We start from the raw sequence: 26,992 nt of genomic DNA on the forward strand, positions 1-26,992 counted from the left end.
CGCATGGCGGCCCACTCTGTTGCGTTGGGGTGTTAGACCTTTCGCAACGGTTCTGTTGCGCGGGGTGCACCCTATCGCGACGCCTATTCCTCCGGCCTGCCGTCGGCCGCTGTCCCGGTGAAGGATCGGCTTGCGGAACGTGAGCCTCACTCGCAGCGCCCTCTTGCCCGCGTGCTTGGAGGCCGCCACTGAGCTCCGACAGAACCCCGCCATATAGCGGCGCAAGCCACACATGACACCGGGCGGCACACCGAGCAGCCGCCACAAACGACCGATTTAGCCGTTACACGCCCGTGAGTCGGAGCATGACTGAGCCCATTGAGGCCGGAATGGGGGGCGAGGCCACTGTGCCGATTCTGATTCTTTGTCCACACCACCGCGGGGGCCGTTTCAGCGGCCCCCGCGGTGGTGTTGCCGAGGTGTGGACTCAAGCCGCGCGGGGCAACACTCCGCGCAAGACGTCGGTGAGGGTGACGACCCCAGTGAACCGGTTGTCCTGGGTCACTGCGGCCAGCTGGCGGCTGTTGCGGCGCATGGAGGCAAGTGCTTCGTGCAACGGTGTGGTGGAGGGCAGCGTCAGAGCCTGCTGGATAAGCGGCTGGATTGGCGCAGAAGGCTCCATCGTGAGGGTGTCCCGCACGTGGACGACGCCCGGAACGCTCTCAGGGGTATGGTCCGGCTGGACCAGGATACGCAAGTGCCCTGAGCACGCAGCGGCATTCTGGACCGCCTCGACGTCGGCGTCGGGGGCGACCTTGACCGGGTGCTGACCCTGGGGGAGGAGGTCCCCGAGAGTGAGGGTCTGAAGGTCCAGGGCACCGGCCAAGGCTTCATGGTTCTGCCGGTCCAGGGTGCCGGCGGCGGCGGAGTGCTCAACCAGCTGACGAATGGCCGCTGCGTCGTAGCCGCCCACGGCGGCTTGGTCCACGGGGGTGACGCCGCTGAGGGTCACCAGGCGGTTGGCCAGCCGGTTGGCCAGCAGCAGCAGGGGGCGAACGGTCCAGACGAAGGCGCGTGCGGGCACGGCCACGGCTTTGGCTGCGGTCTCGGGGTGGGCAATGGCCCAGGACTTGGGGGCCATCTCCCCGATGACCAGGTGAAGGAAGGTCACGGCCAGCAAGGACAGGACGAAGGAGGCGGTTCCGGCTGCCGCTGCGGGGATGCCCCAGTCCTCCAGGACGGGGCCGAGCCATGCGTCGACGGCCGGCTTGGTGATCGCCCCCAGGGCGAAGGTGCACAAGGTGATGCCCAACTGGGCTGCGGCGAGCATGAGGGTCAGCTCGTCGACTCCCTTGAGAGCGGCCCGCGCGGCGCGGCTGCGTCCTGCCTCGGCCTCCAGTCGGTGCCGGCGGGCGCCCAGCAGGGAGAACTCCATGATGACGAAGATCGCGCTGAGCACGATCAGCGCTGTGGTCACGAGCATGACGATCAGTGGACCGTGCATCATCGCTCCTCGTCCGTGGTGGCGTCGGGCTGGGCCTCGTGGGCGGCATGGCTGCCGGCGGTGTCAGAGCGGGGCACCTCGATGAGGTGGATCCGCAGTCGAGCTGGGACCCTGCGTTGGATGGAGAGGACCTCGACCTGCAGGTGGCGGTCGTAGACCTCCTCAGCCCCGAAGTCTCGTGGGTCCTCGGGCAGGTCGATCGTGATGACCTCGCCTTCCCGGGGCAGACGGCCCAGAGCGTCGATGGTCAGACCGGCGGCGGACTCGGCCTCGGTCACGGGCAGGGGGTGCCCGACGAGGCGCTCGAGCTCGTCCAGGTGGGCCTCTGCGCTCAGGACCCAGGAGTGCAGGCCTGTGGCGGTGATCTCCTCCTGGGGGTGCAGGTCGTGCTCGTCCGTGAGCTCGCCCACGAGCTCCTCCGCGAGGTCTTCCACTGTGAGCACGCCGACGAAGCCGCCGAACTCGTCCACGATGCACGCCATCTGCTGCCCTGAGCCGTCGAGCTCCCGGGCTGCGTCGGGCAGGGACATCATCGTGGGCAGCACCAGTGCAGGGCGCATCAGGGCGGACACGGGGGTGTCCGGGGCCATCCGGGTCTCACCGAGCAGGTCGGTGAGGTGGACTACCCCGAGCGGTTCGTGTTCGTTCGAGATCACCGGGTAGCGGGTGTGGCCGGTGGCCATCAGGTCGCGCACCTGAGCCAGGGAGGTCTGGGGCTGAACCTCGTCCACACGCGAGCGGGGCACCATCGCGTGCTGCACGTCCTGGTCTGGGAAGTCCAGCACCCGGTCGATCAGGACGGAGACCTCCGCGGGCAAGGATCCGGAAGCTCTGGAGTCCAGGGCAATGCGGTCCAGGTCCTCGGCGGAGGCGGTGCTGTCGACGTCGTGCACTGGCTCGATGCGCAGGAGCTTGAGCAGCACCTCGGCCGCCTTGTCGAAGACCCAGATGAGCCAGCCGAACAGGCCGAGGTAGATCTGTGTGGGCCGGGCCAGAGCGCGGGCCAGGGGCTCGGGGTTGGCGATGGCCAAATTCTTGGGGTACAGCTCGCCGATGATCATCTGCACCAGGGTGGCCACCACCAGTACGCCCAGCGTGGAGATGGCGATGACCACTTCAGAAGGCAGTGCGGTGCCGCCGAGCAACTCGGTCAGGGCCGCACCCACCATCGGCTCTGCCACGTAGCCCACCATGAGGCCTGTGACCGTGATCCCCAGCTGCGCGCCGGAGAGCATGAAGGAGGTGCGGCGAGTGACCTGCAGTGCGCGGGCGGCGGCGCGGTCGCCGGCCTTGGCGGCGGTCTGCAGGCGGACGCGGTCTACAGACATGTACGCGAATTCCTGGGCCACGAAGAAGCCGTTGGCGGCGATGATCGCCAGGATGATGAGGGATCCGAGGATCAGTGTCAGGACTGGATCCATGCCTGAGTCACCTCCCCACGAGGTGCAGGCGACCCCGCCAGCTGCGGGGTGGGGTGGGGGTGACGCTCGGACTGTCACCAGGGCAGGCGGCTGGGCCGTCGCTCATGTATTCAGGGGCTCCATAAGGGGTCGAATGAATAATGGCGGCACATTACCACCGGTAACCGGTCGCAGGGCAAGGTGGGGTGTGGCCTCGCCGCCGACATCGGGCATCTGCCCGCCAGGATGTCCAGCCGGGTATACCCCTTTACACGCCCCGTCCGCCCACGAGAGCATCACGTCAGAAACGGTCCCAAACCGAGCTGTTGGACAGAAGTGTCGGAGGGTCTGAGACGTGGTGGGACAGACCGTCGGGTGCGTGTGAGGCCACCCCCGTGGGAGTCGGCCGACGCCCCGCACCCACGAACGTCGGCTCACGTCAGGGCGAGCATGGCGACGCGCCGAGGGGACGGGCGCCGAAGCCTTCTCCCGATAGAACGAGCACGTGGCGAGCCGGTGGTTGAGGGGGCCCGGCACCAGGTCTGCGACGAAGGCCCATGAGGATCTCCAGCCCCGGAAGCCAGGCTCCAGCGCTGGGCAGCTCGGCACTGCTGGGCAGCCGAGCCATCTCCACGAGCTGCGCATCACCGGGATCCCGCTCCCATTCCATGCCTTCCACCGCATTGCCCGTGGCCACCCGCCAGCGGGAGAGGATCTTCTGCGCTCGCTGCAACCGGGCGCTCACTCGGTGTGCGGGACGGGATGGGTCGCCTTCATCGTGGTGGGTCATGCTCCAGTTCGCGGGTCCGAGCGCGGGGCTCTGCTCCTCGTCCGGGAAGGGGAGGAGGGCCACGACGGCTACCCCCAGATCCTCTCGCCGCATCATTCCTGTTCCCCGTCGGCGACGTGGGCGCGGCCGCGCCGCCCGCCGGTGACCTCCAGGGCCTGGACCCGAGGCCCGGACGCGTGGACAGTCGACGAGATGGATGTGTGCGTCGCGGAAGAGATCTGGTGCGGTGGGCCCGGGCGGGGTTCGGGGCAGTGATCGACCTGGTGGTGTCTCAGGTGTGCAAGGAGCGGTGTCGTCGCTGGGGTCAGAAACGAGCGTGTCGTGCCCACCTGTCGGAGGTCGCCCGGGCCATGCGTGCGGACCGGACGGGCACGTTCAGCCCGTCATCCCCACGTCCACGGCCGCCTCGCGCGCGTGCCCCGATGGGAGTGAAGGAACGTGCAGACATGGGAGGGGGAGGACGCTGAGCGGCCGGCACGTCCCACGTGGGCCCGTAGGTGCAGCGCGTGGCGAAGACCCCGCCGTCCCGTACGTCACAATGACCGACTCCGGTCTGGGCTGGAGGGGCAGGGTCGCTAGGGTGGTCCCGTGAAGACCTTCGACGAGCTGTACGCGGAACTGACGCGCAAGGTGCAGGAGCGCCCCGAGGGCTCCGGCACCGTGGCCCAGATCGACGCCGGCGTCCATGCGATCGGCAAGAAGGTCGTCGAGGAGGCGGCCGAGGTCTGGATGGCCGCCGAGTACGAGTCGGATGAGGCCGCCGCCGAGGAGATCTCTCAGCTGCTCTACCACGTGCAGACCATGATGATCGCCCGCGGCATCAGCCTCGAGGACGTCTACCGCCACCTCTGAGGCCGCCGGCCCCGTTCCCCGCCCGCCCCACCGCACCCCGAGGAGACCGACGCGTGCTGCGCATCGCCGTGCCCAACAAGGGCGCCCTGTCCGAGTCCGCCCGTGAGATCCTGCAGGAGGCCGGCTACCGGCAACGCCGGGACTCCCGCGAGCTCGTCCTCGTGGACCCCGAGAACAACGTCGAGTTCTTCTACCTGCGTCCCCGGGACATCGCCGTCTACGTCGGCCAGGGCACCCTCGACGTCGGCCTGACCGGCCGCGACCTGTTCTGCGACGCGCAGGTGGGGGACACCGCCGAGGAGATCATGGCGCTCGGCTTCGGCCGCTCCGTGTTCCGTCTCGCCGCCCCCGTCGGCTCCTTCACCTCCGCCGAGCAGCTCGCCGGCAAGCGCATCGCCACCAGCTACGACGGCCTGCTGCACGCCTACCTGGAGCGCACCGGCCTTGACGCCGAGGTGGTCCACCTCGACGGCGCCGTGGAGTCCTCCGTCAAGCTCGGCGTGGCGGACGCGATCGCCGACGTCGTGGAGACCGGCAGCACCCTGCGCGCCGCCGGCATGGAGGTCTTCGGCGAGTCCATCCTCGACTCGGAGGCCGTGCTGATCGGCCGCGCAGGGGAGCGCCCCGAGGGCCTCGACGTGCTGCTGCGCCGCCTCAAGGGCGTGCTCGTGGCCCGCCGCTGGGTGATGATCGACTACGACATCCGTCGTGACCTGCTGGAGGCGGCCACCGCGGTCACCCCCGGACTGGAGTCACCGACGGTCTCCCCGCTGCGGGACGAGACGATGGTCGCCGTGCGCTCCATGGTCCGCAAGCCGGACGCCAACCGCGTCATGGACGAGCTGTACGCCCTGGGCGCCCGCGGCATCCTGATCTCCGCGATCCACGCGATCCGCCTCTGACGGCCCGCGCCGTCCCGCCCGAGCCCCCCCGAGACGAAGGAGCCGACGTGAGCCTCGCCGTGCGTGTCATCCCCTGCCTGGACGTGGACGCCGGGCGCGTGGTCAAGGGCGTGAACTTCGAGAACCTGAGGGACGCGGGCGACCCGGTCGAGCTCGCCCGCCGCTACAACGCCGCGGGTGCCGACGAGATCACGTTCCTCGACGTCACCGCCTCCACCTCGGACCGCGCCACGACCTACGACGTCGTGACCCGCACGGCCGAGGAGGTCTTCATCCCGCTGACCGTGGGCGGCGGCGTACGCACCGTCGAGGACGTGGACCGGCTGCTGCGCACGGGGGCGGACAAGGTCTCCGTCAACACCGCCGCCGTGGCCCGGCCCGAGCTGATCACGGAGATCACCCGCCGCTTCGGGTCCCAGGTCCTCGTGCTCTCCCTCGACGCCCGGCGCACGGAGGACCCGGGCTGCGCCTCCGGCTATGAGGTCACCACCCACGGCGGACGCCGCGGCACCGGCATCGACGCCGTCGCCTGGTGCCGGGAGGCCTCCGAGCGCGGCGTGGGGGAGATCCTGCTCAACTCGATCGACGCGGACGGCACGCGCGAGGGCTTCGACCTGGAGATGATCCGGGACGTGCGCGCCGTGACGCGCGTGCCGCTGATCGCCTCCGGCGGCGCCGGCGAGCCCGAGCACTTCCCACCCGCCGTCGCGGCCGGTGCGGACGCGGTGCTCGCCGCCTCCCTGTTCCACTTCGGCCCGGACGACATGCTCGCCCGCGTCAAGGACGCCCTGCGGCAGGCGGGGCACACCGTCCGCTGACCCCGGCGGCCACGCCCCGCTCCGGCTCCCTAGACTGGACCTCCATGAGCATCTCCCCGCCCGACGACCTCGTGGCCTCCGTGACCTTCGACGACCGGGGCCTGGTGCCCGCCATCGCCCAGCAGGAGGGCACCGGCGAGGTGCTCATGATGGCGTGGATGAACGCGGAGTCCCTGCGCGCGACGCTCGAGACCGGCTGGGCCACCTACTGGTCCCGCTCGCGCGGCGAGCTGTGGCGCAAGGGGGAGACCTCGGGCCACCTGCAGCGGGTGCGCGCGGTCCACGCGGACTGCGACGGCGACACCCTGCTGCTCACCGTGGACCAGACCGGCCCCGCCTGCCACACGGGCACCCGCACCTGCTTCACCGGCCGCGAGCTCGTCATGCCGCCGGCCGCCGTCGACCCCGAGGAGGCCGCCCGATGACCGCCGCCACCACTCCCTCCCGTGCGGAGTTCCTGCGTCTGGCGGACACCGCCCGCGTGATCCCCGTGGTCCGCACGGTGCTGGCGGACGGCCTCACGCCGCTGGCGATCCATCGGCGCCTGGCTGGCTCCCGCCCCGGCACCTTCCTGATGGAGTCCGCCACCCCGGGGGCGGCCTGGTCCCGGTACAGCTTCATCGGGGCCGGCTCCGCCGTCACCCTGACCTCGCGGGACGGCGAGGCGCATTGGCAGGGCACCCCGCCCGAGGGGCTGCCCACGCAGGGCCGAGCCCTGGACGTGCTCGCGGCGTGCCTGCGCCTGCTGCGCACGGACGTGCGCGCCGAGGTCGGAGGCGTTCTGCCGCACCTCGTCTCCGGCATGGCCGGCTTCCTGGGGTGGAACACGGTCCGCGCGTGGGAGCGCCTGCCGCACCCGCCCGAGGACCACCTCGGCCTGCCCGACCTCGCGATGAACCTCGTCACCGACCTGGCCGTGCACGATGCCCTCGACGGCACCGTGACGCTGATCGCCAACGCGGTGAACGGCAACGGCCTGGCCACCGGTGCGGACCGCGCCTACGACGACGCGCTCGCCCGCCTGGACGCGATGGCCGAGCGCCTGGCCGCCCCGGCCGCGGACCCGGTCAGCGACGTCCCGCGCCGCTGGCTCGAGGCGGACGCGGACGAGGTCGCCGCCCAGGCCGAGGACCGGTGGGGTGCCGAAGGCTTCCGCGCGGCCGTCGCGAAGGCCCAGCGGGCGATCCGCGACGGCGAGGTGTTCCAGGCCGTCGTCTCCCGCCGCCTCTCGGTCACCACGGACGCGACCGGTCTGGACGTGTACCGCGTCCTGCGCATGGTGAACCCGAGCCCCTACATGTACCTCTTCTCCTTCGAGACCCCGGACGGGGAGCCGTACGAGATCGTGGGCTCCTCGCCCGAGGCGCTCGTCACCGTGCGGGACCGCCGCGTGGTCACCCATCCGATCGCCGGCTCACGGCGGCGCGGGGCCACCGAGGAGGACGACCGCCTCCTCGGCAAGGACCTGGTGGAGGACGAGAAGGAGCGGGCCGAGCACCTGATGCTCGTGGACCTCTCCCGCAACGACCTCTCGCGCGTGTGCCGCCCCGGCACCGTCGAGGTCACCCAGTTCATGGAGCTCGAGGCGTTCAGCCACATCCTCCACCTGGTCTCGCATGTGGAGGGCCGCATGCGCGACGACGTCGACGCGCTCGACGTCCTCCGCGCCGCCTTCCCCGCCGGCACGCTGTCCGGCGCCCCGAAGCCCCGCGCCCTGCAGCTGCTGGACGAGTGGGAGCCGACCGAGCGCGGGCCCTACGGCGGCGTCGTCGGCTACTTCGACCTGGCGGGCAACATGGACATGGCGATCAACATCCGCTCGGCCACGCTGCACCGCGGCCAGGCGCACGTGCAGGCCGGCGCCGGCATCGTCGCCGACTCCGACCCCGACGCCGAGACCGCCGAGACCGTCACCAAGGCGACGGCGCCGTTGCGGTCCGTGCTGACCGCGGGCGAGCTGGGGCAGGCGTGATGCGCCGCCGCACCGTGGTCCTCGCCGCGCTGGCCGCCGGCGCGCTCGTCCTGCTCACCGCGGGCCGCACGTGGGTGACCGCCACGGGCCTGTCCGGCGGGATCGCCTCCGAGGCGACGACGTCGGGCGGCGCCGCCGCGCCCGTCGCCACCGCCATGGCCCTGGTCGTGATGGCCGGTGCCCTCGCCCTGACCACCGCCCGGCGCCTCGGCGCCGTGATCGTCGGCGTGCTCATGGCGCTGGCTGGGGTCGTGATCGCCTCGACCTCGGTCACCGCCGCCCTGGATCCGGCGACGACGGCGGCCGCCGCGGTCGCCGACGCGACCGGGACCACTGCGCTCGCGCAGGACTACGCCGTGACGGCGTGGCCGTGGGTCGCGGCGGCCGGCGGCGTGCTCGCGGCGCTGTGCGGCGTCGTGGCGGCACTGGCGGGCCGTGGCTGGCGTTCGTCCCGGCGCTACGAGAAGGCGCCTGCGGCCTCCGAGCCCGGCCCGGCCGCCGCCGGGGAGCAGCCCGCGCAGTCCGCCCGCGAGGCGGCCCAGCGCCGGCGCGTGGACCAGATGGACGCGTGGGACGAGCTGTCCCGCGGCAACGACCCCACGTGAGCGCCCGTCTCTCGGACCGCCCCGCACCGCCCGGGTCGTCCCGGGTCACGCGGGCCCGGTCCCGTGCCCGCATGGCACAATGAGGGACAGTCGTCATGTACACCACGCACCAGTGAGGGACAGCCATGAGCCACACCGCGAACACCGCGCACACCGAGCCCACCACCCGTCGCGCCGCCCGCCGCGGCGCCGTCGAGGACGTCGTCGTCACCGAGGACGGCCTGGTGCTCAACGACCCGACCCACCTCGAGCTGCCGGGCCACGGCAACTCGCCCGGCGCGTGGGCCATGGTGGCGCTCGTGCTCGTCGGCCTCGTGGCCGGCTGCGTCGGCCTGCTCGCCGACTGGAGCGTCGTCGTGTGGATCGGGCTCGCCCTGATGGCCGTGGGCGTCGTCGTGGGCATCGTCGCCGGCAAGGCCGGCGCGGGTCGCGGCCAGCACGGTCACTGATCCGCGTGTCCGTCCTCCAGGAGATCATCGACGGCGTCCGCGAGGACCTCGAGCCACGTCGCCGTGCCCTGCCCGAGGCGCGCCTGGCCGAGCTGGTGGCCGCCGCCCCCGCGCCGCGTGACGCCCACGCGGCCCTGCACGGCGGACGCACCGACCCCGCGGGGATCCGGGTGATCTCCGAGGTGAAGCGGGCGAGCCCCTCCAAGGGCGCGCTCGCCGAGATCCCCGAGCCGGCCACCCTGGCCCGCGCGTACGAGCGCGGCGGCGCCAGCGCCGTCTCCGTGCTCACCGAGGCCCGCCGCTTCGGCGGCAGCCTGGCCGACCTGGACGCCGTGCGCGCCGCCGTCGATCTGCCGGTCCTGCGCAAGGACTTCACCGTCACCGAGTACCAGATCCACGAGGCCCGCGCCCACGGGGCCGACCTGGTCCTGCTGATCGTGGCCGCCCTCGACGACGCCGAGCTGGCCGGCTTCCTGCAGCTCACCGAGTCCCTGGGCATGCACGCCCTCGTGGAGGCCCACACGCCCGAGGAGATCGAGCGCGGCGTCGCCGCCGGCGCCCGCATCCTCGGCGTCAACGTGCGCAACCTCAAGACCCTGGACGTCGACCCGGCCCGCTACGCAGCGCTGGCCGACGGGCTGCCCGAGGACGTCGTCCGGGTCGCCGAGTCGGGCGTCGAGTCCGAGGAGCAGATCAAGGCCTACGCCGCCGCGGGCGCCGACGTCGTGCTCGTGGGCGAGGCCCTCGTGCGCCACGGCGCCCCCGAGGAGGCGCTGCGCGCGTTCCGCGCCGCGTCCCTCACCGTCCGCTGACCGAACCAGACCCGAGGAGCGTGGTCGCCATGAGCGCCGACCGTCCGAGCACCGAGCCCGCGATCGAGTTCGAGGGGCCCTATCAGGGTCAGGCCGGACCCTACTTCGGCGACTACGGCGGGCAGTGGATGCCCGAGTCCCTCATGGCCGCGCTGCAGGAGCTCACCCGCACCTACGAGCAGGCGCGGCAGGACCCCGCCTTCGAGGCCGAGCTGCGGACCCTGTTCCGGGACTACGTGAACCGGCCCTCCCTGCTGAGCGAGGTGCCGCGGTTCGCCGCGGACACCCCCGGGGTGCGCATCTTCCTCAAGCGCGAGGACCTCAACCACACCGGCTCGCACAAGATCAACAACGTGATCGGCCAGGCGCTGCTCGCCCGTCGCATGGGCAAGACGCGTCTGATCGCGGAGACCGGCGCCGGCCAGCACGGCGTGGCCACGGCGACGGCGGCCGCGCTGTTCGGCATGGAGTGCACCGTGTACATGGGGGAGGAGGACACCCGCCGCCAGGCCCTGAACGTGGCGCGCATGCAGATGCTCGGCGCCGAGGTGGTGCCCGTGGCGATCGGCGCCCGCACCCTGAAGGACGCGATCAACGAGGCCCTGCGGGACTGGGTCGCCTCCGTGGACAACACGCATTACCTGATGGGCACGGTCACGGGCCCGCACCCGTTCCCCGCCATGGTGCGCTACTTCCACTCCGTGATCGGCGAAGAGGCCCGCGAGCAGATCCTGGCGCAGGCCGGCCGCCTGCCGGACGCCGTCGCGGCGTGCGTGGGCGGCGGGTCCAACGCGATGGGCCTGTTCCACGGCTTCCTCGACGACCCTGAGGTGGAGCTCTACGGCTTCGAGGCCGGGGGCGAGGGCCTCGAGACCGGTCGCCACGCCGCGTCCATCACGCTCGGACGCACCGGCGTGCTGCACGGCGCCCGCACGTACCTGATGCAGGACGAGGACGGGCAGACGATCGACTCCCACTCGATCTCCGCCGGCCTGGACTACCCGGCCGTCGGCCCGGAGCACGCCTTCCTGCACGACACGGGCCGCGCCGTCTACGAGCCGGTCTCGGACACCGAGTGCATGGACGCCTTCCTCCGGCTCACGCGCACCGAGGGCATCACGCCCGCCATCGAGTCGGCCCACGCCCTGGCCGGTGCGCTGCGCCTGGCCCGCCGCTGGGCGGACGAGGGCCTCGTGGGGCCGGACGCCCCGGAGGGGGAGGAGCGGATCATCATCGTGAACCTCTCCGGCCGCGGGGACAAGGACGTCGCCACGGCGGCGGCCTGGTTCGGCCTCGGCACGGCCGCGGAGGAGAAGGACCCGCTCGAGGAGATGACCCCCGGAGAGGAGCAGTGACCGGCATGACCGTGCACTCCAAGACCGCCGCGGCCCTGGACGCCGCGAAGGCGGCCGGCCGCACCGGCCTCGTCGCCTTCCTGCCGGCCGGCTACCCGTCCGTGGACGAGTGCGTCGAGGCCGTCGTCGCCGCCGCGGAGAACGGCGCCGACGTCATCGAGCTGGGCCTGCCCTACACGGACCCCGTGATGGACGGCCCCGTGATCCAGGCCGCGACCCAGACGGCGCTGCAGGCGGGTTTCCGCGTGGCCGACGTCTTCGACATCATCCGACGGGTGACCCAGCGCACCGACGCCGCGGTGCTGGTGATGACCTACTGGAACCTCGTGGACCGCATGGGCGTCGACGAGTTCGCGCGCCGCCTCGCGGAGGCCGGGGGCGCCGGTCTCGTCACCCCTGACCTCGTGCCCGAGGAGGCCGGCGCCTGGATGGAGGCCTCGGACCGTCACGGCCTGGACCGCGTGTTCCTCACCGCGCCCTCGTCCACGGACGAGCGGGTGCGCCTCACCGTCGACTCCTCCCGCGGCTTCGTGTACGCCGTGTCGGTCATGGGCGTCACCGGCACCCGCGACGCGGTGTCCACCGTCGCCGAGACCGTGGTCCGCCGGGCTCAGGATGCCGGGGCGGAGCACGTGTGCGTCGGCCTCGGCGTCTCCCAGGCGGCGCACGTCCGCGAGATCGGCGCCTACGCCGACGGCGCGATCGTCGGCACGGCCCTGGTGCGCGCGCTGACGGACGGCGGGCCGCAGGCCGTGGGCACGCTGACCCGCGAGCTCGCCGCCGGCACGGTCCGAGAGGGCTGAGGGTGACCGCCGCCCTGGCCCCGCTCGCCGCCTTCCCCGCCCCCGGGTGGGACGGGTTCCAGCTGGGCCCGGTGAAGATCCACGCGTACGCGCTGTGCATCATCCTGGGCATCGTCCTGGCGCTGTGGCTCGCCGAGCGTCGGTGGCGCGCCCGCGGCGGCCCCGAGGACCGTGTGCTCGACATCGCCCTGTGGGCCATCCCGTTCGGCTTCGTGGGCGGTCGGCTCTACCACGTGTTCTCCTCACCGGACCGGTACTTCGGGCCCGGCTTCGACGGCACGGGCGACCCGATCCAGATCCTGTACGTGTGGAACGGTGGACTGGGCATCTGGGGCGCGATCGCCCTCGGCGCCGTGGGCGCGTGGATCGCGTGCCGCCGCTACGGGCTGCGGCTGACGGCCTTCGGCGACGTCGTCGCGCCGGGCATCCTGCTGGCCCAGGCCATCGGCCGGTGGGGCAACTGGTTCAACCAGGAGCTCTTCGGCGGCCCGACGACCCTGCCCTGGGGGCTCGAGGTCGACCCGGCCAGCCCGAACTTCCCGGCCGGCTACGCCCCGGACACGCTGTTCCACCCCACGTTCCTCTACGAGTGCCTGTGGAACCTGGCCGGGGTCGCGCTGCTGCTCCTCGTGGACCGCGCGCTGCACCTGCGCCACGGCCTCATGCTGTGGTCCTACGTCGCCTGGTACACCGCGGGCCGCACGTGGATCGAGATGCTGCGCATCGACGACGCCGAGATGGTCACGCTCTTCGGCGTCACCCAGCGGCTCAACGTGTGGACGTCCCTGCTGGTGTTCGTCATCGCCCTCGCGTTCATCGTCGGGATCCTGCTGCGCCATCGCGGCGCGGCCGCCGGCCCCCACGCCCACCAGAGCGTGTGGCGCGCCGGACACGCCCCCGAGGGCGACGACGGCGCCGCCGTCGCCGCGGGCCGCTCCGGGTCCCACGCCGTGGGCGCGGCGGAGGACGACGCCGTCCGGCGCTGACCCGCTCCCCGGCGCGCCCGCGAGGGGCGCCCGGGGCCCCGGTGTCCCACATGGTGGACATTCGGCGTGTCACAGAACGTCCGGTTCCGCACAGTGGGACGTCGCGCCCGGTAGCGTCTCTTCCACCTCGGGGCCGTCGGCCCCGAGCGTCGGGGCCAGCGCCGTCCCCGTCCGAGCCCCTGCTCTCCGGAAAGGACGGCACCATGCCCGTGGCATCCTCGCCCGCCTCGGCCCCCCGCGCGGGGGGACCGGTGGATCCCTTCGTCCGCTATGCGGACGTCCCCGCCGCCCAGGGCCTCTACGACCCGTCCCGGGAGACCGAGAACTGCGGCCTCGCCGTCATCGCCACCCTGCGGGGCACCCCGGGCCACGACATCGTCCAGCACGCGCTGACCGCCCTGCGCGCGCTCGAGCACCGCGGGGCGGTGGGCGCCGACGAGGGCACCGGCGACGGCGCCGGCCTGCTGACCCAGATCCCCGACGAGCTGTTCCGTGCCGTCGTCGACGCCGAGCTGCCCCCCGTGGGCGAGTACGTCGCCGGCACCGCCTTCCTGCCGCCCGTCGACGGCGAGCGCGCCGAGGCGAAGGAGGCCGTCGAGCGGCTGGCCGAGGAGGAGGGGCTGCAGGTCCTGGCGTGGCGCGAGGTGCCCACCGACCCCTCGGCCCTGGGCGTCGGCTCCCGGGCGGCCATGCCCGCGTTCGAGCAGCTGTTCCTGTCCCTGGCGGACGGTCAGGACGGCACCGAGCCGGGGCAGTCGCTGGACGTGCGGGCGTGGCGGGTGCGCCGCCGCGCCCAGTCCCGCGCCGGCGTCTATTTCCCCTCGCTCTCGTCCCAGACGATCGTCTACAAGGGCATGCTGACGACGGCCCAGCTGGAGCCGTTCTACCCGGACCTCTCCGACGAGCGGTTCACCACCCGGCTGGGCGTGGTCCACTCGCGGTTCTCCACCAACACCTTCCCCTCGTGGCCGCTGGCCCAGCCGTTCCGCACCATCGCGCACAACGGCGAGATCAACACGGTCAAGGGCAACCGCAACTGGATGCGCGCCCGTCAGGGCCAGCTCAAGCACCCGATGCTCGGCGAGGTCCCCGAGGACCTGTTCCCGCTGATCAGCCCCATCGGCTCGGACTCGGCCTCCTTCGACGAGGTCGCGGAGCTGCTCATGCTCTCCGGGCGCCCGCTCACCCAGGCGATCATGATGATGATCCCGGAGGCGTGGGAGAACCACGCGACCATGGACCCGGCCCGCCGCGCCTTCTACCAGTACCACTCCATGCTCATGGAGCCCTGGGACGGACCGGCCGCCGTCGCCTTCTCCGACGGCACCCAGGTGGGCGCCGTGCTGGACCGCAACGGCCTGCGCCCCGCCCGCTGGTGGGTCACCGACGACGGCCTCGTCGTCCTGGCCTCCGAGGTCGGCGTCGTGCCGATCGAGCCCTCGGCGGTGGTGCGCAAGGGGCGCGTGGCCCCGGGGCGCATGTTCCTCGTGGACACCGAGCAGGGCCGGATCATCGGCGACGACGAGATCAAGGCCGAGGTCGCCTCCGCCCAGCCGTGGGAGGACTGGGTGCGCCAGAACCTCCTGGACCTGGAGTCGCTCCCCGAGCGCGAGCACGTCCGCCACACCTCCGAGTCGATCCTGCAGCGTCAGCGCATCTTCGGGTACACCTCGGAGGAGCTGCGCATCCTCGTCGGGCCGATGGCCCAGACGGGCGCCGAGCCGCTCGGTGCGATGGGCACGGACACGCCCATCGCCGTCCTCGCCAAGCGGCCCCGGCTGCTCTTCGACTACTTCGTGCAGTCCTTCGCCCAGGTGACGAACCCGCCGCTCGACGCGATCCGCGAGGAGCAGGTGACCTCGATGCGCACCGCGATCGGCCCGCAGGGCAACGTGCTCTCCCTCGAGCAGGTGCGCACCCGCCAGGTCGACGTCCCGTTCCCCGTGATCGACAACGACCAGCTGGCCCGCATCCAGCACCTGCGCGACGCCGACGGCACCCGCCTGACCCTCAAGGTGAACGGCGTGTACCGGGTGGCCGGAGGCGTCGAGGAGCTCCGCGCCCAGCTGAAGGCGATCTGCGAGCAGGTCTCGGCCGCCGTCAACCGCGGCGTGGAGTACGTGGTGCTGTCCGACCGCGGCGCCACCGCCCAGTGGGCGCCGATCCCGTCCCTGCTGCTGACCTCCGCCGTGCACCACCACCTGCTGGCCTCGGCCAACCGCACCAAGAGCTCGCTGATCGTCGAGGCGGGCGACGTGCGCGAGGTCCACCATGTGGCCGTCCTGCTCGGCTACGGGGCCTCCGCGGTCAACCCGTACCTGGCCATGGAGTCCGCCGAGGAGCTCGTGCGCACGGGAGAGGTCTCGGGCGTCACCGCCGAGCAGGCCGTGGCGAACCTGATCAAGGCGCTCGGCAAGGGCGTCCAGAAGATCATGTCCAAAATGGGCATCTCCACGGTCGCCTCCTACACCGGCGCCCAGACGTTCGAGGCGCTCGGCCTGTCCCGGCGCTTCGTGGACCGCTACTTCGTGGGCACCACGAGCCCGCTCGACGGCGTGGGCATCGACGTCGTCGCCGCCGAGATCCAGGCGCGCCACGAGTTCGCGTATCCGCCGGACGGCAACGACATCAACCCGTACCGCGAGCTCGAGGTGGGCGGCGAGTACCAGTGGCGGCGCGAGGGCGCGCCGCACCTGTTCAACCCCGAGACCGTGTTCCGCCTCCAGCACTCCACGCGGGAGCGGCGCTACGACGTCTTCAAGGACTACACGCGTCGCGTGGACGACCAGGCGGAGGAGCTCATGACCCTGCGCGGGCTCATGCGCCTGCGCACGGGCGAGCGGCCGCCGGTGCCCGTCTCCGAGGTGGAGCCCGTCGAGTCGATCGTGCGCCGCTTCTCCACCGGCGCGATGTCCTACGGCTCCATCTCGCAGGAGGCGCACGAGACCCTCGCGATCGCCATGAACCGCCTCGGCGCCCGCTCGAACTCGGGCGAGGGCGGCGAGGACCCCGAGCGCCTGCTGGACCCGGAGCGCCGCTCGAAGATCAAGCAGATCGCCTCGGGCCGGTTCGGCGTCACCAGCCTGTACCTGGCCACCGCGACCGACCTGCAGATCAAGATGGCCCAGGGCGCCAAACCCGGCGAGGGCGGCCAGCTGATGGGGACCAAGGTGTACCCGTGGGTCGCCCGCACGCGGCACTCGACCCCGGGCGTCTCCCTGGTGTCGCCGCCGCCGCACCACGACATCTACTCGATCGAGGACCTGGCGCAGCTGATCCACGACCTCAAGCGGGCCAACCCGACCGCGCGGGTCCACGTCAAGCTCGTCTCCGAGTCCGGCGTGGGCACGGTGGCCGCGGGCGTCGCCAAGGCGCGCGCCGACGTCGTGCTCATCTCCGGCCACGACGGCGGAACGGGCGCCTCCCCGCTGAACTCCCTCAAGCACGCGGGCACCCCGTGGGAGATCGGCCTGGCCGAGGCGCAGCAGACGCTCATGCTCAACGGCCTGCGCGAGCGCGTCACCGTCCAGGTGGACGGGCAGCTCAAGACCGGCCGGGACGTCGTGATCGCCGCACTGCTCGGGGCCGAGGAGTTCGGCTTCGCGACCGCCCCGCTCGTGGTCTCCGGCTGCATCATGATGCGCGTGTGCCACCTGGACACGTGCCCCGTGGGCGTGGCCACCCAGAACCCCGAGCTGCGCGCGCGCTTCACGGGCAAGCCCGAGTTCGTCGTCAACTTCTTCGAGTTCATCGCGCAGGAGGTCCGCGAGCTGCTCTCGCAGCTGGGCTTCCGCACGCTCGACGAGGCGATCGGCCACCGCGAGCTGCTCGACGTGGACGCGGCCCTGCACCACTGGAAGTCCGAGGGCCTGGACCTCTCGGGCATCCTCGCGGACCCCTCCGTCGGCCGGCGTCCGGGCCACGAGGACGCGCCCATGCGCCGCACCACCGAGCAGGACCACGACCTCGCCTCCCACATCGACCACCGGTTCATCGCCCGGCTGGGGGACACGCTCACGACGGGCACGCCCGTCGTGATGGACGAGGCCGTCGTGAACACGGACCGGTCCGTGGGCACGCTGCTGGGCTACCACGTCACGAGCACGCGGCTCGCCGACGAGCTGGACGACGACACGATCACCGTGCGCCTGACGGGCGAGGCCGGCCAGTCCCTCGGCGCCTTCCTGCCCGCCGGCGTCACCCTGCGGCTCTCGGGCGACGCCAACGACTACGTCGGCAAGGGCCTGTCGGGGGGACGCGTGATCGTCCGCCCCGACGCCGAGGCCCCGTTCGTGGCCGAGGAGAACACCGTGGCCGGCAACGTGATCGGCTACGGCGCCACCTCGGGCCAGCTGTTCCTGCGCGGCCGCGTGGGGGAGCGGTTCCTCGTGCGCAACTCCGGCGCCACCGCGGTGGCCGAGGGCATCGGCGACCACGGCCTGGAGTACATGACCGGCGGTGAGGCGCTGATCCTCGGCGAGACCGGCCGCAACCTCGCCGCCGGCATGTCCGGCGGGCGGGCCTGGGTGCTGGACCTGGACCGGGAGGACCTGAACCCACTCGCCGTCCGCGAGGACGCCCTGATCCTCGAGGCGCCGTCCGCGCAGGACCGGCTGCGGATCGCCGAGCTGCTGGAGCTGCACCGCGCGGAGACGGGCTCCGCCGTCGCCGCCGCGCTGCTCGCCGACCTGCGGGCCGGCGGGGACGCCGCCGACGCCGCGTGGGACCGCTTCACGACCGTCCTGCCCCGGCAGTACGACCTCGTGCTGCGCACCCGTCAGGCCGCGACGGCCGAGGGACTCGACCCGGACGGGGAGGCCGTCTGGGACCGACTGCTGGAGGTGACCCGTGGCTGATCCGCGCGGATTCCTGAAGAACCGGGAGCGCGTCGAGCGCCCCACGCGTCCGGTGCCGGTGCGCATCATGGACTTCAAGGACGTGTACGTCCGCCAGGACGAGGCGATCGTGCGCACCCAGGCCGGCCGGTGCATGGACTGCGGCATCCCGTTCTGCCACTCCGGGTGCCCGCTGGGCAACCTCATCCCGGAGTGGAACGACCTGGTCCGGCGGAGACGCTGGGACGAGGCCGCCGCGCGACTGCACTCGACCAACAACTTCCCCGAGGTCACCGGGCGGATCTGCCCCGCCCCGTGCGAGGACTCCTGCACCCTGGGCATCAACCAGCCCGCGGTCACCATCAAGCAGACCGAGGTGGCGATCGCGGAGCAGATCTTCGACAACGACTGGCTCGAGCCGGTCGTGCCGGCCCGCCTGAACGGCCACACCGTGGCCGTCGTCGGCTCGGGCCCGGCGGGACTGGCCGCGGCGCAGCAGCTCACCCGCGCCGGCTTCACCGTGGTGGTCTACGAGCGCGACGAGCGCCTCGGCGGCCTGCTGCGGCTGGGCATCCCGGACTTCAAGCTGGAGAAGGACGTCCTGGACCGGCGCCTGGCGCAGATGGAGGCCGAGGGCACCCGGTTCCGCACCGGCGTGGAGATCGGCGTCGACCTGCCCTGGGACCAGCTCAAGGCCCGCTTCGACGCCGTGATCGTGGCGACCGGCGCCCCCGTGGCCCGCGAGCTGCCCGTCCCCGGCCGCGGCCTCGACGGGATCCACCTCGCCATGGACTACCTCGTGCAGTCCAACCGCGCGGTCGCCGGCGACGAGGTCCCGGACCAGATCTCCGCCGAGGGGCGCCACGTGGTGATCCTCGGCGGCGGCGACACGGGCGCGGACTGCATCGGCACCGCGCACCGCCAGGGGGCGGCGTCCGTGACGACGCTGGCGATCGGCCAGCAGCTGCCGGTCGAGCGCCCCGTCCACCAGCCGTGGCCCACGATCCCCAAGGTCCACCAGCAGACCACGGCCGACGCCGAGGGCGGCGCCCGCGCGCACCTTGCCTCCACGGTCGAGTTCCTCGGCGACGAGCACGGCCGCGTGCGCGCCCTGCGCGTGGCGGAGACCGAGTACCGCGAGGACGGCACGCGCGGGCCCAAGGCGGGCACCGAGCGCGAGGTCCAGGCAGACCTGGTGCTGCTGGCGCTGGGCTTCACCGGCATCGAGGAGGGGCTGCTCACGCAGCAGCTCGGCGTGCACGTGACACGCGGGCTCGTGGCCCGGAAGGACGGGTACGAGACCGACGAGCCGGGCGTGTTCGCGTGCGGCGACGCCGGGCGCGGCGCCTCCCTGGTGGTCTGGGCCATCGCCGAGGGGCGTGCGTGCGCGCAGGAGGTCGACGAGTCGCTCGAGCGCTGGTCCCGACTGCCGCACCCCGTGGACCCGGACGACCGCGGCCTCGTCCTCGGCTGAGTCCTCCGTCTCATCTTCCGACGCCACGCGGGCCCGCCCTCCACCGAGGGCGGGCCCGCCCCCTATCGTGGGTCGCATGCGACACGCGAAGATCATCGCCACCTTTGGGCCCGCCACCGACTCCGACGAGACCACCCGCGCCATCATCCGCGCGGGGGCGGACGTCGTCCGCCTCAACATGAGCCACGGCGACCACGCGGTGCATGAGACGTCCTACGAGCGGGTGCGTCGGCTGAGCGTGGAGGAGCGGCGCCCGGTCGCGATCTTCGCGGACCTCCAGGGCCCCAAGATCCGCCTCGGCCGCTTCACCGACGGCCCGCATCTGCTCGAGAGGGGCGATCGGATCACCATCACCACCCGGGACGTGCCCGGGACCCGCGAGCTGGTCGGCACCACCCACAAGGGGCTGCCCGGGGACGTCGCCCCCGGTGACGTGCTCCTGGTGGACGACGGCAAGGTGCGCCTGCGCGCCGTCGAGGTCACGGACACGGACGTGCTGGCCGAGGTCGAGGTGCCGGGCATGGTCTCGGACAACAAGGGGATCAACCTGCCCGGCGTGGCGGTGAACGTGCCGGCCCTGTCCGAGAAGGACGAGCGGGACCTGCGCTGGGCGCTGCGCACCGGCGTGGACATGGTGGCGCTGTCCTTCGTGCGGGACGCCGCGGACGTGGACCGGGTGCACGAGATCATGGACGAGGAGGAGCGCCGGGTCCCGGTCATCGCCAAGATCGAGAAGCCCCAGGCGGTGGAGAACCTCGAGGCCATCGTGGACGCGTTCGACGCCATCATGGTGGCCCGCGGCGACCTCGGCGTGGAGCTGCCGCTCGAGGACGTGCCCGTGGTGCAGAAGCGCGCAGTGGACCTCGCCCGCCGCTGGGCGAAGCCGGTCATCGTGGCCACGCAGGTGCTCGAGTCGATGATCGACAGCCCGCGCCCGACGCGCGCCGAGGCCTCGGACTGCGCCAACGCCGTGCTCGACGGCGCGGACGCCGTCATGCTCTCGGGCGAGACCTCAGTGGGCGCGTATCCGGTCGAGACGGTCCAGACGATGGCCCGGATCATCGAGTCCACCGAGACCCACGGCCTCGAGCTCATCCACCCGCTCGGCTCGCGTCCGCGCACGCGCGGCGGCGCGATCACCCGGGCCGCCGTCGAGGTCGCGAACCAGCTCGAGATCCCGTTCCTCGCCACGTTCACCGAGTCCGGCGACTCGGCCCGTCGGCTCAGCCGCCTGCGGCCGCGTCAGCCGATCTACGCGTTCACCCACCACGAGCACACGCACAACATCCTGTGCCTGACGTGGGGCGTCTATCCGAAGATGGTCCCGTTCCAGGACTCCACCGACAAGATGACCCTCCAGGTGGAGCAGTCGCTCACATCGGAGGGCATCGCCCAGCACGGCGACCTCGTGGTCATCGCCGCCGGGTCCCCTCCCGGGGCCGTGGGCTCCACGAACACGCTGCGCGTGCACCGCGTGGGCGGCGACGCCGCGGGCGGCTCGTCCGCGGCGTCGCCGCAGACGCGCGAGCCCGTCGGCTTCTGGCCGGCCCGCTCCCCGCTCTGACGAGCGCGCGGGCGCCGCTCAGCCGACCTGGTCGATGACGGCCTGCGCGACCTCCCGCATGGTCAGGCGCCGGTCCATGGAGGTCTTCTGGATCCAGCGGAAGGACTCGGCCTCGGTCAGGCGCATCCGCTCCTGGAGCAGCGCCTTGGCCCGGTCCACGATCTTGCGGGTCTCCAGGCGGTCGCCCAGGTCCCGCACCTCGGCCTCGAGGCTGCGCAGCTCGTCGAAGCGGGCCACGGCCAGTTCGATCGCGGGGACCAGGTCGGCCTCGGTGAAGGGCTTGACCACGTAGGCCATGGCCCCGGCGGTCCGGGCGCGCTCCACCAGCTCGCGCTGACTGAAGGCGGTCAGCATGACCACGGGGGCGAGCCGTTCCCCGGCGATCTCGCCCGCGGCCGCGATGCCGTCCATCACGGGCATCTTCACGTCCATCACCACGATGTCCGGGCGGTGCTCGCGCACGGCCTCGACGGCGGCGCGGCCGTCGCCGGCCTCGGCGACCACCCGGTATCCCGCCCCGGTGAGCACCTCCACCAGGTCGAGGCGGATCAGGGTCTCGTCCTCGGCGACGACGGCCCGCAGGCCGGTCTCCTCGGGAGGCGTCAGCGTGGACACGGCAGCTCCTTCGTGCGGGCCGGGACGGCGTCGGTGTGGCGCCGCTGGTGGTCCACCAGGCTACCGTGCGCCATGGGCGCGGCGCGGGCGCGGCGGCGGGGACCGCCCGCCGGAAGGCCGGGGACGCCGGGTCGGGGCGCTGATAGGGTGATCCAGTCCCGCCTCCGGGCGGCACTGCCCGAATGGTGGAATCGGTAGACACGCCGCACTCAAAATGCGGTGCCGAGAGGCGTGTGGGTTCGAGTCCCACTTCGGGCACCGTCGGCGCGCGGCCACCCGTCGTGTGCGCCGTGTCCGTGACCGATCGACCCGAGCTGAGTGGTGTCCTGTGCTCCTGACCAGTCTCCTGCTGACCCTCCTCTCGGTGGTGGCGGCCGTTCCGGCCTCCCGCGTGCTGGGCAGGGATGCGGGCTGGGTCCTGGCCGCACCCCTGCTCGCCGCGGCCGGCGTGCTGATCGCGGCGTGGACGGGCGACGTCCGGACGGAGCACCATCCGTGGATCCCCGCGGTCGGGGTGGACCTCGACCTCCGGCTGAACGGCCTGGCCCTGGTGTTCGCCATGATCGTCCTCGTCATCGGCGCCGCGATCCTCGCCTACTCCAGCCGGTACCTCAGTCGGGACCGCACGGAGAGCCGACCCGGCTCCTTCTACCTGCTGATGACCGCGTTCGCGGCGTCGATGCTGCTGCTGGTGCTCGCCGACAACATCGTGGTCCTCTTCGTTGCGTGGGAGTTCACCTCCTTCACCTCCTTCTTCCTCATCGGGCGCTCGGGGGACCATGCCCGCGACCCCGCGATCCGGACCCTGCTCGTGACCGTGGGCGGCGGCCTCGCGCTGCTGGCCGCCGTCGCCCTCATGGCCGTGCGGACCGGCACTGCCTCGCTGTCCGGGGTGTTGGCCTCGGACGTGTGGTCCGAGGCGGGCTTCACCACCACGGTCGCCGTCCTGCTGGCGGTGGCCGCGTTCACCAAGTCCGCCCAGTTCCCGTTCCAGGCGTGGCTGCCGGACTCCATGGTGGCCATCTCCCCGGTCTCCGCCTACCTGCACGCCGCGGCGATGGTCAAGGCCGGCATCTTCCTGCTGCTGGTGTTCAGCCCGGTCCTGGCCGGGAACCCGGTGTGGTCCGCGCTGTTGATCGGCTCGGGCCTCATCACGGCCCTGCTGGGCGCCGTCTCCGCGATCCGTCGCCACGACCTCAAGGGTCTGCTGGCCTACTCCACGATGAGCCAGTTGGGCCTGCTGGTGACCGCCATCGGCATCGGCACCCCCGTCGCGCTTACCGCGGCGATCGTGCACACCGTGGCGCACGCGCTGTTCAAGTCGGCGCTGTTCATGCTGATCGGCGTGGTCGACCACGAGGCCGGCACCCGCGACCTGCGAGAGCTCGCGGCCCGCCACGTGCGCATGCCGGTCACCGGCACGGCGATCGCCGTCGCCGCCCTGTCGATGGCGGGCATCCCGCCGCTGTTCGGCTTCATCTCCAAGGAGGGCCTGGTCGAGGCCGCTCTCGGGACCCCCGGTCCCGCATGGCTCCCCGTCCTCGTCACCGCCGGCATCGCCCTGACCTCCGTTTTCACCGTGGCCTACTCCGGCCGTCTCGTGCTCGGCGCCCTGGGCCTCTGGGGTCCAAGCCCGGACGGGGCCGCCCATTCGTGGCCGACCGGCCGGGAGGACGAGGTCCACGAGGCTCCTGCCACCTTCTGGGGCGTGCCCGTGCTGGCCGCGGCCGCGGGCGTGGCCCTGGGCCTGCTGCCCGGTGTGCTGGACACCCCCGTCTCCTACGCGGCCGAGGCCGCCTCCGGCGCGGAGGTGCACGCGCACCTGGCGCTGTGGCACGGCGTGAACACGGCCCTGCTCGTCTCCGCCGCCATCATCGTGCTCGGTCTGCTGCTGGTGGCCTTGCGCCGCCCGGTGGAGCGCGTGGCCTCCCACGCCGCCCTGCCGTTCTCCGCCCTGGATGCGGTGGACGAGGTTCGGCACCGGCTGATCGGCGTCGGCGCGGTCGTCTCGCGCGCCTCCGGCACCCTGGCTCCCCGCCCCCACCTCCTCATCCCCGCCCTGGTCCTGGGGCTCCTCGCCGTGGCCGGTGTCGCCACGATCGAGGATTTGCCCGCCGTCGTCGGCCAGCCCTCGCGCTGGCACGACTGGGTGCTGGTCGTCCTGGTGGGTGCCGGCGTGATCGCCACCATCCGCGCCAAGACGCGCATCGCCGCCATGGTGGTGGTCGGCGTCGTAGGGTTCGGCATGACCCTGTGGTTCCTCACCCTCGGCGCCGTGGACGTGGCCCTGACCCAGCTGATGGTCGAGGTGCTCACGGTGTGCGTCATGGTGCTGCTGCTGCGCCGCCTGCCCGCCCGCTTCAGCGACGAGCCGACCCCGCGCAGGATGCAGGCGGTCCTCGCCGCCTCCGTCGCCGGCGTCGCCGCGACCCTGGGCGTGCTCGCGTTCACCGGCCGCTCCAGCATGTCGGAGATCGCCCACTTCTACCTGACCCAGAGCTATGCCCAGGCTGGGGGGACCAACGTGGTGAACGTGATCCTCGTGGACTTCCGCGCCGTGGACACGTGGGGCGAGATGACCGTGCTCGGGGCGACGGCGCTGACCATCGCGGCCCTGTTGCTCAACCGTCGGCCGACGCCTCCACAGCCCTCCGCCGTGGACATGCGCTCCCCACTCGCCCACGTGCGCGAGAACCTCGTCCACATCCGGGTGTTCGGCCGTGTCTTCGGCGTGCTGATCATCCTGCTGTCCGCGTTCCTGCTGCTGCGCGGGCACTACGAGCCCGGCGGCGGCTTCATCGCCGCACTGGTCGCCGGTGCCGGCTACGCCCTGCTCTACCTGGCCGCCGACTCGGACACGGCCCCGGAGTTGCGGTGGCCGTACCTGGCCTTCATCGGCTCGGGCATCGCCGTCGGCACCGCGACGGGGATCGTCGGTTACCTCACCGGCAAGGGCTTCCTCGGAGCCGCGGGAGTGAAGGTCCTGGACTACGGGCTCTCCACCACGCTCGCGTTCGACATGGGCGTGTACCTGGCCGTGATCGGCCTGATCGTGGCCGCGTTCTCCCTGCTCGGCCCCGAGCGGCCGGGTGAGGACCCGCTCCGCGCCTCGAGCCGTGACCCCGGCGTCGCGCCGGCGGCCCCGTCCTCCGATCCCTCGGCCCCGACCACCACGACTGCACGAGAGGAGGTCACCCGATGACCGTCGCCCTTACCGTGGGACTTCTGACCTTCGGCGCGTTCTACCTGTTCTCCAAGCGCGAGCTGCTGCGCGTGATCCTCGGCATGGTCCTGCTGGGCCACGCCGCCAACCTGGCCATCATCGCCGCGGGCGGCACCGACCGCCGCGGGCTGCCCTTCGCGGGGACCTCAGACGTCGAGGTGCAGGCCGATGCCCTGCCGCAGGCCTTCGTCCTGACCGCTATCGTGATCGCCTTCGCGATCACCGTGCTGCTGCTCGCGCTGGCCGTCACCGGGCGCGCGGACGACGCGGTGGCCTCGCCGGGGGAGACCCGCGACTCCCTGGAGCAGGCCGCCGCCGACGCACGCTTCCCGCGCGAGGAGCGGCACGCCGCGGCCGGCCGGATCGCGCAGCACTACGCCGGCCAGGGCCCGGAGGTGCGTCGATGAGCGCCGTCCCGCTGGGCCAGCTGCTGCCCCTCTTCGCCGCCGTCCCGCTGCTGTCCGCCGGTCTGCTCGTGCTGGCGGGGGAGCGTCCCCGCCTCCACCGGGCAGTCCTGTTCGCGGTGCTCGGACTCGTCACCACCGGCGGGCTGGCCCTGGGCGTCCACGCCCTCGACGGGTCCGTGCTCGCCACCTCGCTGGGCGGCTGGCCCGGGGGCATCGGGATCGGCTTCGCAGCGGACATGCTGTCCGCCCTGATGCTCGTGCTCACGAGCGCCCTCACGATCGTGGGCGCGGCGTTCGCCTACGGCTCCCGCGTCGCTAACTCCCAGTTCTTCGCCCCGCTGCTCCTGATCCTCATCGGCGGAGTCAACGGCGCCCTGCTGACGGCGGACCTGTTCAACCTGTTCGTGTTCATCGAGGTCATGTTGGTGCCCAGCTACGGCCTCTACGTCCTCTCCGCCAACCGCCGTGAGCCCCTGCGCCGAGTGGACGGGGCGCGGCTGTACGTCACCCTCAACCTGCTAACCTCCACGATCCTCCTGGTCGGCGTCGGCTTCGTCTACGGGCTGACCGGCTCGGTGAACCTCGCGATGCTCGCCGGGTCCGCCGCGGCGGACCCACGCATCGCGATCGCCGCGGGCATGGTGCTGTTCGCACTGTCCATCAAGGCCTCGGTGGCCCCGCTGCACGGCTGGCTGGCCTGGGCGTACTCCTCGACCTCCCCGGCGGTGACGGCCCTCTTCGCCGCCCTGCACACCAAGGTCGCCGTGTACGGGCTCTACCGGATCTACTCCGTCATGTACGACGGCGATGCGCGTCTGCTGCCGCTCATCCTGGTCCTGTCCCTCGCCACCCTCGTGGTGGGTGCGCTCGCCTCGGTCGGTGAGCACGGTGTGCGCGCCGTGTTGTCGTGGCAGATGGTGAGCGGCATCGGCGGCATCCTCGTCGGACTCGGGCTCTCCACGCGCCTGGGTCTCGCGGCGGGCCTGTTCTACCTCGTGCATCACATGGTGGCGATGGGCTGCCTCCTGATGGCGGCCGGCGCGATCGAGGTGCGCTACGGCACCGGCCGTCTCGCGGACCTGCAGGGCCTGGCCCGGCGCGAGCCGCTGATCGCCGTCGCCTTCTTCGTGGGCCTGCTCTCCCTGGTCGGCATCCCGCCCTTCTCCGGGTTCGTGGGCAAGCTCATGCTCGTCAGCGCCGGCCTGGACGCCGGCCGCGGTGTCACCGCTGCGCTGGTGCTGGGCGCCTCCCTGGTGAGCCTGTGGGCTCTGCTGCGGGTGTGGGACGCCTGGTTCTGGGGCGCTCCGACTGCCCCACACGGGCACCGCGAGCGCCTGGCCACCGCGGCCATGCCCATCGTGGGCCGGGCGGGCTCCGTGCCGTCGCCCTCCGGCCGCGGCTCGAGCACCGACCACGAGCGCACCGAGTCGTGGGCCTCGCAGGAAACCCTCGATCCGCCCACGGGCGTGCTGCCGGTGACCGTGGATCCGGACGAGGACGTCACGCGCTCCCGCATCCCAGGCCGGCTGGCCGCCCCCGCCGTCGTCCTAGCTATGGCCACCCTCGCCCTCGGGCTCGGCGGTCAGGCCCTGTGGACCGTCACCGACCTCGCGGCTCAGGGCCTGATGGACCCCAGCAGGTACATCGAGGCGGTGCTCAACCCATGAGCACCGCACTCCCGCAGCC

At 72.4% G+C, this 26,992-nt stretch carries 20 protein-coding genes and 1 tRNA gene; 18 read left to right on the top strand and 3 right to left on the bottom strand.

Going from position 1 to position 26,992, the window contains the following annotated elements; translation table 11 throughout:
- Positions 1–427: 427 nt before the first annotated feature.
- Positions 428–1,444: a CNNM domain-containing protein gene (locus O3T09_RS08120; protein WP_036337237.1), complete on the bottom strand. Its 1,017-nt coding sequence runs from the start codon at positions 1,442–1,444 to the stop codon at positions 428–430.
- Positions 1,444–2,865 carry a hemolysin family protein gene (locus O3T09_RS08125; RefSeq protein ID WP_036337238.1) on the bottom strand — a complete coding sequence of 474 codons (1,422 nt, stop codon included), beginning with the start codon at positions 2,863–2,865 and terminating at the stop codon, positions 1,444–1,446. The genes O3T09_RS08120 and O3T09_RS08125 overlap by 1 nt, the downstream gene beginning before the upstream one ends.
- Positions 2,866–4,222: 1,357 nt before the next feature.
- On the opposite strand from O3T09_RS08125, the gene O3T09_RS08130 reads away from it, so the two are divergent.
- From O3T09_RS08130 to pyk, 14 genes are all read left to right on the top strand, one after another.
- Positions 4,223–4,486 carry a phosphoribosyl-ATP diphosphatase gene (locus tag O3T09_RS08130; protein WP_010078767.1) on the top strand — a complete coding sequence of 88 codons (264 nt, stop codon included), beginning with the start codon at positions 4,223–4,225 and terminating at the stop codon, positions 4,484–4,486.
- A gap of 53 nt (positions 4,487–4,539) precedes the next feature.
- The gene (gene hisG / locus O3T09_RS08135) at positions 4,540–5,388 is read left to right on the top strand and encodes an ATP phosphoribosyltransferase (protein ID WP_269295482.1); all 849 of its coding nucleotides are present in this window, start codon (positions 4,540–4,542) and stop codon (positions 5,386–5,388) included.
- A gap of 47 nt (positions 5,389–5,435) precedes the next feature.
- Positions 5,436–6,206, top strand: a complete 771-nt coding sequence (gene hisF, locus O3T09_RS08140; protein ID WP_010078765.1) for an imidazole glycerol phosphate synthase subunit HisF — start codon at positions 5,436–5,438, stop codon at positions 6,204–6,206.
- A 44-nt stretch (positions 6,207–6,250) separates the two neighbouring features.
- Positions 6,251–6,631 (top strand): phosphoribosyl-AMP cyclohydrolase, encoded by a 381-nt coding sequence (hisI, locus tag O3T09_RS08145; RefSeq protein ID WP_010078764.1) that lies wholly within the window; start codon positions 6,251–6,253, stop codon positions 6,629–6,631.
- The gene (locus tag O3T09_RS08150) at positions 6,628–8,178 is read left to right on the top strand and encodes a chorismate-binding protein (protein WP_269295483.1); all 1,551 of its coding nucleotides are present in this window, start codon (positions 6,628–6,630) and stop codon (positions 8,176–8,178) included. Before hisI ends, O3T09_RS08150 begins: the two co-directional genes overlap by 4 nt.
- Positions 8,178–8,783 (top strand): Trp biosynthesis-associated membrane protein, encoded by a 606-nt coding sequence (locus O3T09_RS08155; protein ID WP_036338648.1) that lies wholly within the window; start codon positions 8,178–8,180, stop codon positions 8,781–8,783. The genes O3T09_RS08150 and O3T09_RS08155 overlap by 1 nt, the downstream gene beginning before the upstream one ends.
- A gap of 125 nt (positions 8,784–8,908) precedes the next feature.
- Positions 8,909–9,232: an HGxxPAAW family protein gene (locus O3T09_RS08160; protein WP_269295484.1), complete on the top strand. Its 324-nt coding sequence runs from the start codon at positions 8,909–8,911 to the stop codon at positions 9,230–9,232.
- A 5-nt stretch (positions 9,233–9,237) separates the two neighbouring features.
- Complete coding sequence (trpC, locus tag O3T09_RS08165; RefSeq protein ID WP_049146874.1) at positions 9,238–10,044, top strand: indole-3-glycerol phosphate synthase TrpC; 807 nt, start codon at positions 9,238–9,240, stop codon at positions 10,042–10,044.
- Positions 10,045–10,073: 29 nt separating this feature from the next.
- Positions 10,074–11,399 carry a tryptophan synthase subunit beta gene (trpB, locus tag O3T09_RS08170; protein WP_122054299.1) on the top strand — a complete coding sequence of 442 codons (1,326 nt, stop codon included), beginning with the start codon at positions 10,074–10,076 and terminating at the stop codon, positions 11,397–11,399.
- On the top strand, positions 11,396–12,202 hold the full coding sequence (trpA, locus tag O3T09_RS08175; RefSeq protein ID WP_073116851.1) for a tryptophan synthase subunit alpha: 807 nt from the start codon (positions 11,396–11,398) through the stop codon (positions 12,200–12,202). The genes trpB and trpA overlap by 4 nt, the downstream gene beginning before the upstream one ends.
- A 2-nt stretch (positions 12,203–12,204) precedes the next feature.
- Entirely contained in the window at positions 12,205–13,188 is a 984-nt protein-coding gene (gene lgt, locus O3T09_RS08180) for a prolipoprotein diacylglyceryl transferase (protein ID WP_010078757.1), read from the top strand.
- Positions 13,189–13,391: 203 nt separating this feature from the next.
- On the top strand, positions 13,392–18,044 hold the full coding sequence (gene gltB, locus O3T09_RS08185; RefSeq protein ID WP_049147614.1) for a glutamate synthase large subunit: 4,653 nt from the start codon (positions 13,392–13,394) through the stop codon (positions 18,042–18,044).
- Entirely contained in the window at positions 18,037–19,497 is a 1,461-nt protein-coding gene (locus tag O3T09_RS08190; protein WP_020624213.1) for a glutamate synthase subunit beta, read from the top strand. Before gltB ends, O3T09_RS08190 begins: the two co-directional genes overlap by 8 nt.
- 76 nt (positions 19,498–19,573) lie before the next feature.
- Positions 19,574–21,061 (top strand): pyruvate kinase, encoded by a 1,488-nt coding sequence (gene pyk / locus O3T09_RS08195; protein ID WP_122054301.1) that lies wholly within the window; start codon positions 19,574–19,576, stop codon positions 21,059–21,061.
- A gap of 18 nt (positions 21,062–21,079) precedes the next feature.
- Here the strand turns inward: pyk and O3T09_RS08200 are convergent, their stop codons facing one another.
- The gene (locus tag O3T09_RS08200; RefSeq protein ID WP_010078752.1) at positions 21,080–21,676 is read right to left on the bottom strand and encodes an ANTAR domain-containing response regulator; all 597 of its coding nucleotides are present in this window, start codon (positions 21,674–21,676) and stop codon (positions 21,080–21,082) included.
- Between the two features lie 176 nt (positions 21,677–21,852).
- Between O3T09_RS08200 and O3T09_RS08205 the strand changes: the two genes are divergently transcribed.
- The 4 genes from O3T09_RS08205 to O3T09_RS08220 all read left to right on the top strand — a co-directional run bounded on the left by O3T09_RS08205 (position 21,853) and on the right by O3T09_RS08220 (position 26,973).
- Positions 21,853–21,934 (top strand) — tRNA-Leu (locus O3T09_RS08205).
- 70 nt (positions 21,935–22,004) lie between these two features.
- Positions 22,005–24,878 carry a DUF4040 family protein gene (locus O3T09_RS08210; RefSeq protein ID WP_041102699.1) on the top strand — a complete coding sequence of 958 codons (2,874 nt, stop codon included), beginning with the start codon at positions 22,005–22,007 and terminating at the stop codon, positions 24,876–24,878.
- Entirely contained in the window at positions 24,875–25,306 is a 432-nt protein-coding gene (locus O3T09_RS08215) for a cation:proton antiporter subunit C (RefSeq protein ID WP_010078750.1), read from the top strand. The genes O3T09_RS08210 and O3T09_RS08215 overlap by 4 nt, the downstream gene beginning before the upstream one ends.
- Positions 25,303–26,973: a monovalent cation/H+ antiporter subunit D family protein gene (locus O3T09_RS08220; RefSeq protein WP_010078749.1), complete on the top strand. Its 1,671-nt coding sequence runs from the start codon at positions 25,303–25,305 to the stop codon at positions 26,971–26,973. Before O3T09_RS08215 ends, O3T09_RS08220 begins: the two co-directional genes overlap by 4 nt.
- Positions 26,974–26,992 lie beyond the last annotated feature (19 nt).

It is taken from the genome of Micrococcus sp. H39-S4 (assembly GCF_027158145.1).
GTDB classification, from domain to species: Bacteria; Actinomycetota; Actinomycetes; order Actinomycetales; family Micrococcaceae; genus Micrococcus; species Micrococcus luteus.

Bases quoted from the DNA above. Each gene is read 5' to 3' on its own strand.
- O3T09_RS08120 (WP_036337237.1), bottom strand. From the start codon at position 1,444: ATGCACGGTCCACTGATCGTCATGCTCGTGACCACAGCGCTGATCGTG.
- O3T09_RS08125 (WP_036337238.1), bottom strand. From the start codon at position 2,865: ATGGATCCAGTCCTGACACTGATCCTCGGATCCCTCATCATCCTGGCG.
- hisI (WP_010078764.1), top strand. From the start codon at position 6,251: ATGAGCATCTCCCCGCCCGACGACCTCGTGGCCTCCGTGACCTTCGAC.
- O3T09_RS08150 (WP_269295483.1), top strand. From the start codon at position 6,628: ATGACCGCCGCCACCACTCCCTCCCGTGCGGAGTTCCTGCGTCTGGCG.
- O3T09_RS08155 (WP_036338648.1), top strand. From the start codon at position 8,178: ATGCGCCGCCGCACCGTGGTCCTCGCCGCGCTGGCCGCCGGCGCGCTC.
- O3T09_RS08160 (WP_269295484.1), top strand. From the start codon at position 8,909: ATGAGCCACACCGCGAACACCGCGCACACCGAGCCCACCACCCGTCGC.
- trpB (WP_122054299.1), top strand. From the start codon at position 10,074: ATGAGCGCCGACCGTCCGAGCACCGAGCCCGCGATCGAGTTCGAGGGG.
- gltB (WP_049147614.1), top strand. From the start codon at position 13,392: ATGCCCGTGGCATCCTCGCCCGCCTCGGCCCCCCGCGCGGGGGGACCG.
- pyk (WP_122054301.1), top strand. From the start codon at position 19,574: ATGCGACACGCGAAGATCATCGCCACCTTTGGGCCCGCCACCGACTCC.
- O3T09_RS08215 (WP_010078750.1), top strand. From the start codon at position 24,875: ATGACCGTCGCCCTTACCGTGGGACTTCTGACCTTCGGCGCGTTCTAC.
- O3T09_RS08220 (WP_010078749.1), top strand. From the start codon at position 25,303: ATGAGCGCCGTCCCGCTGGGCCAGCTGCTGCCCCTCTTCGCCGCCGTC.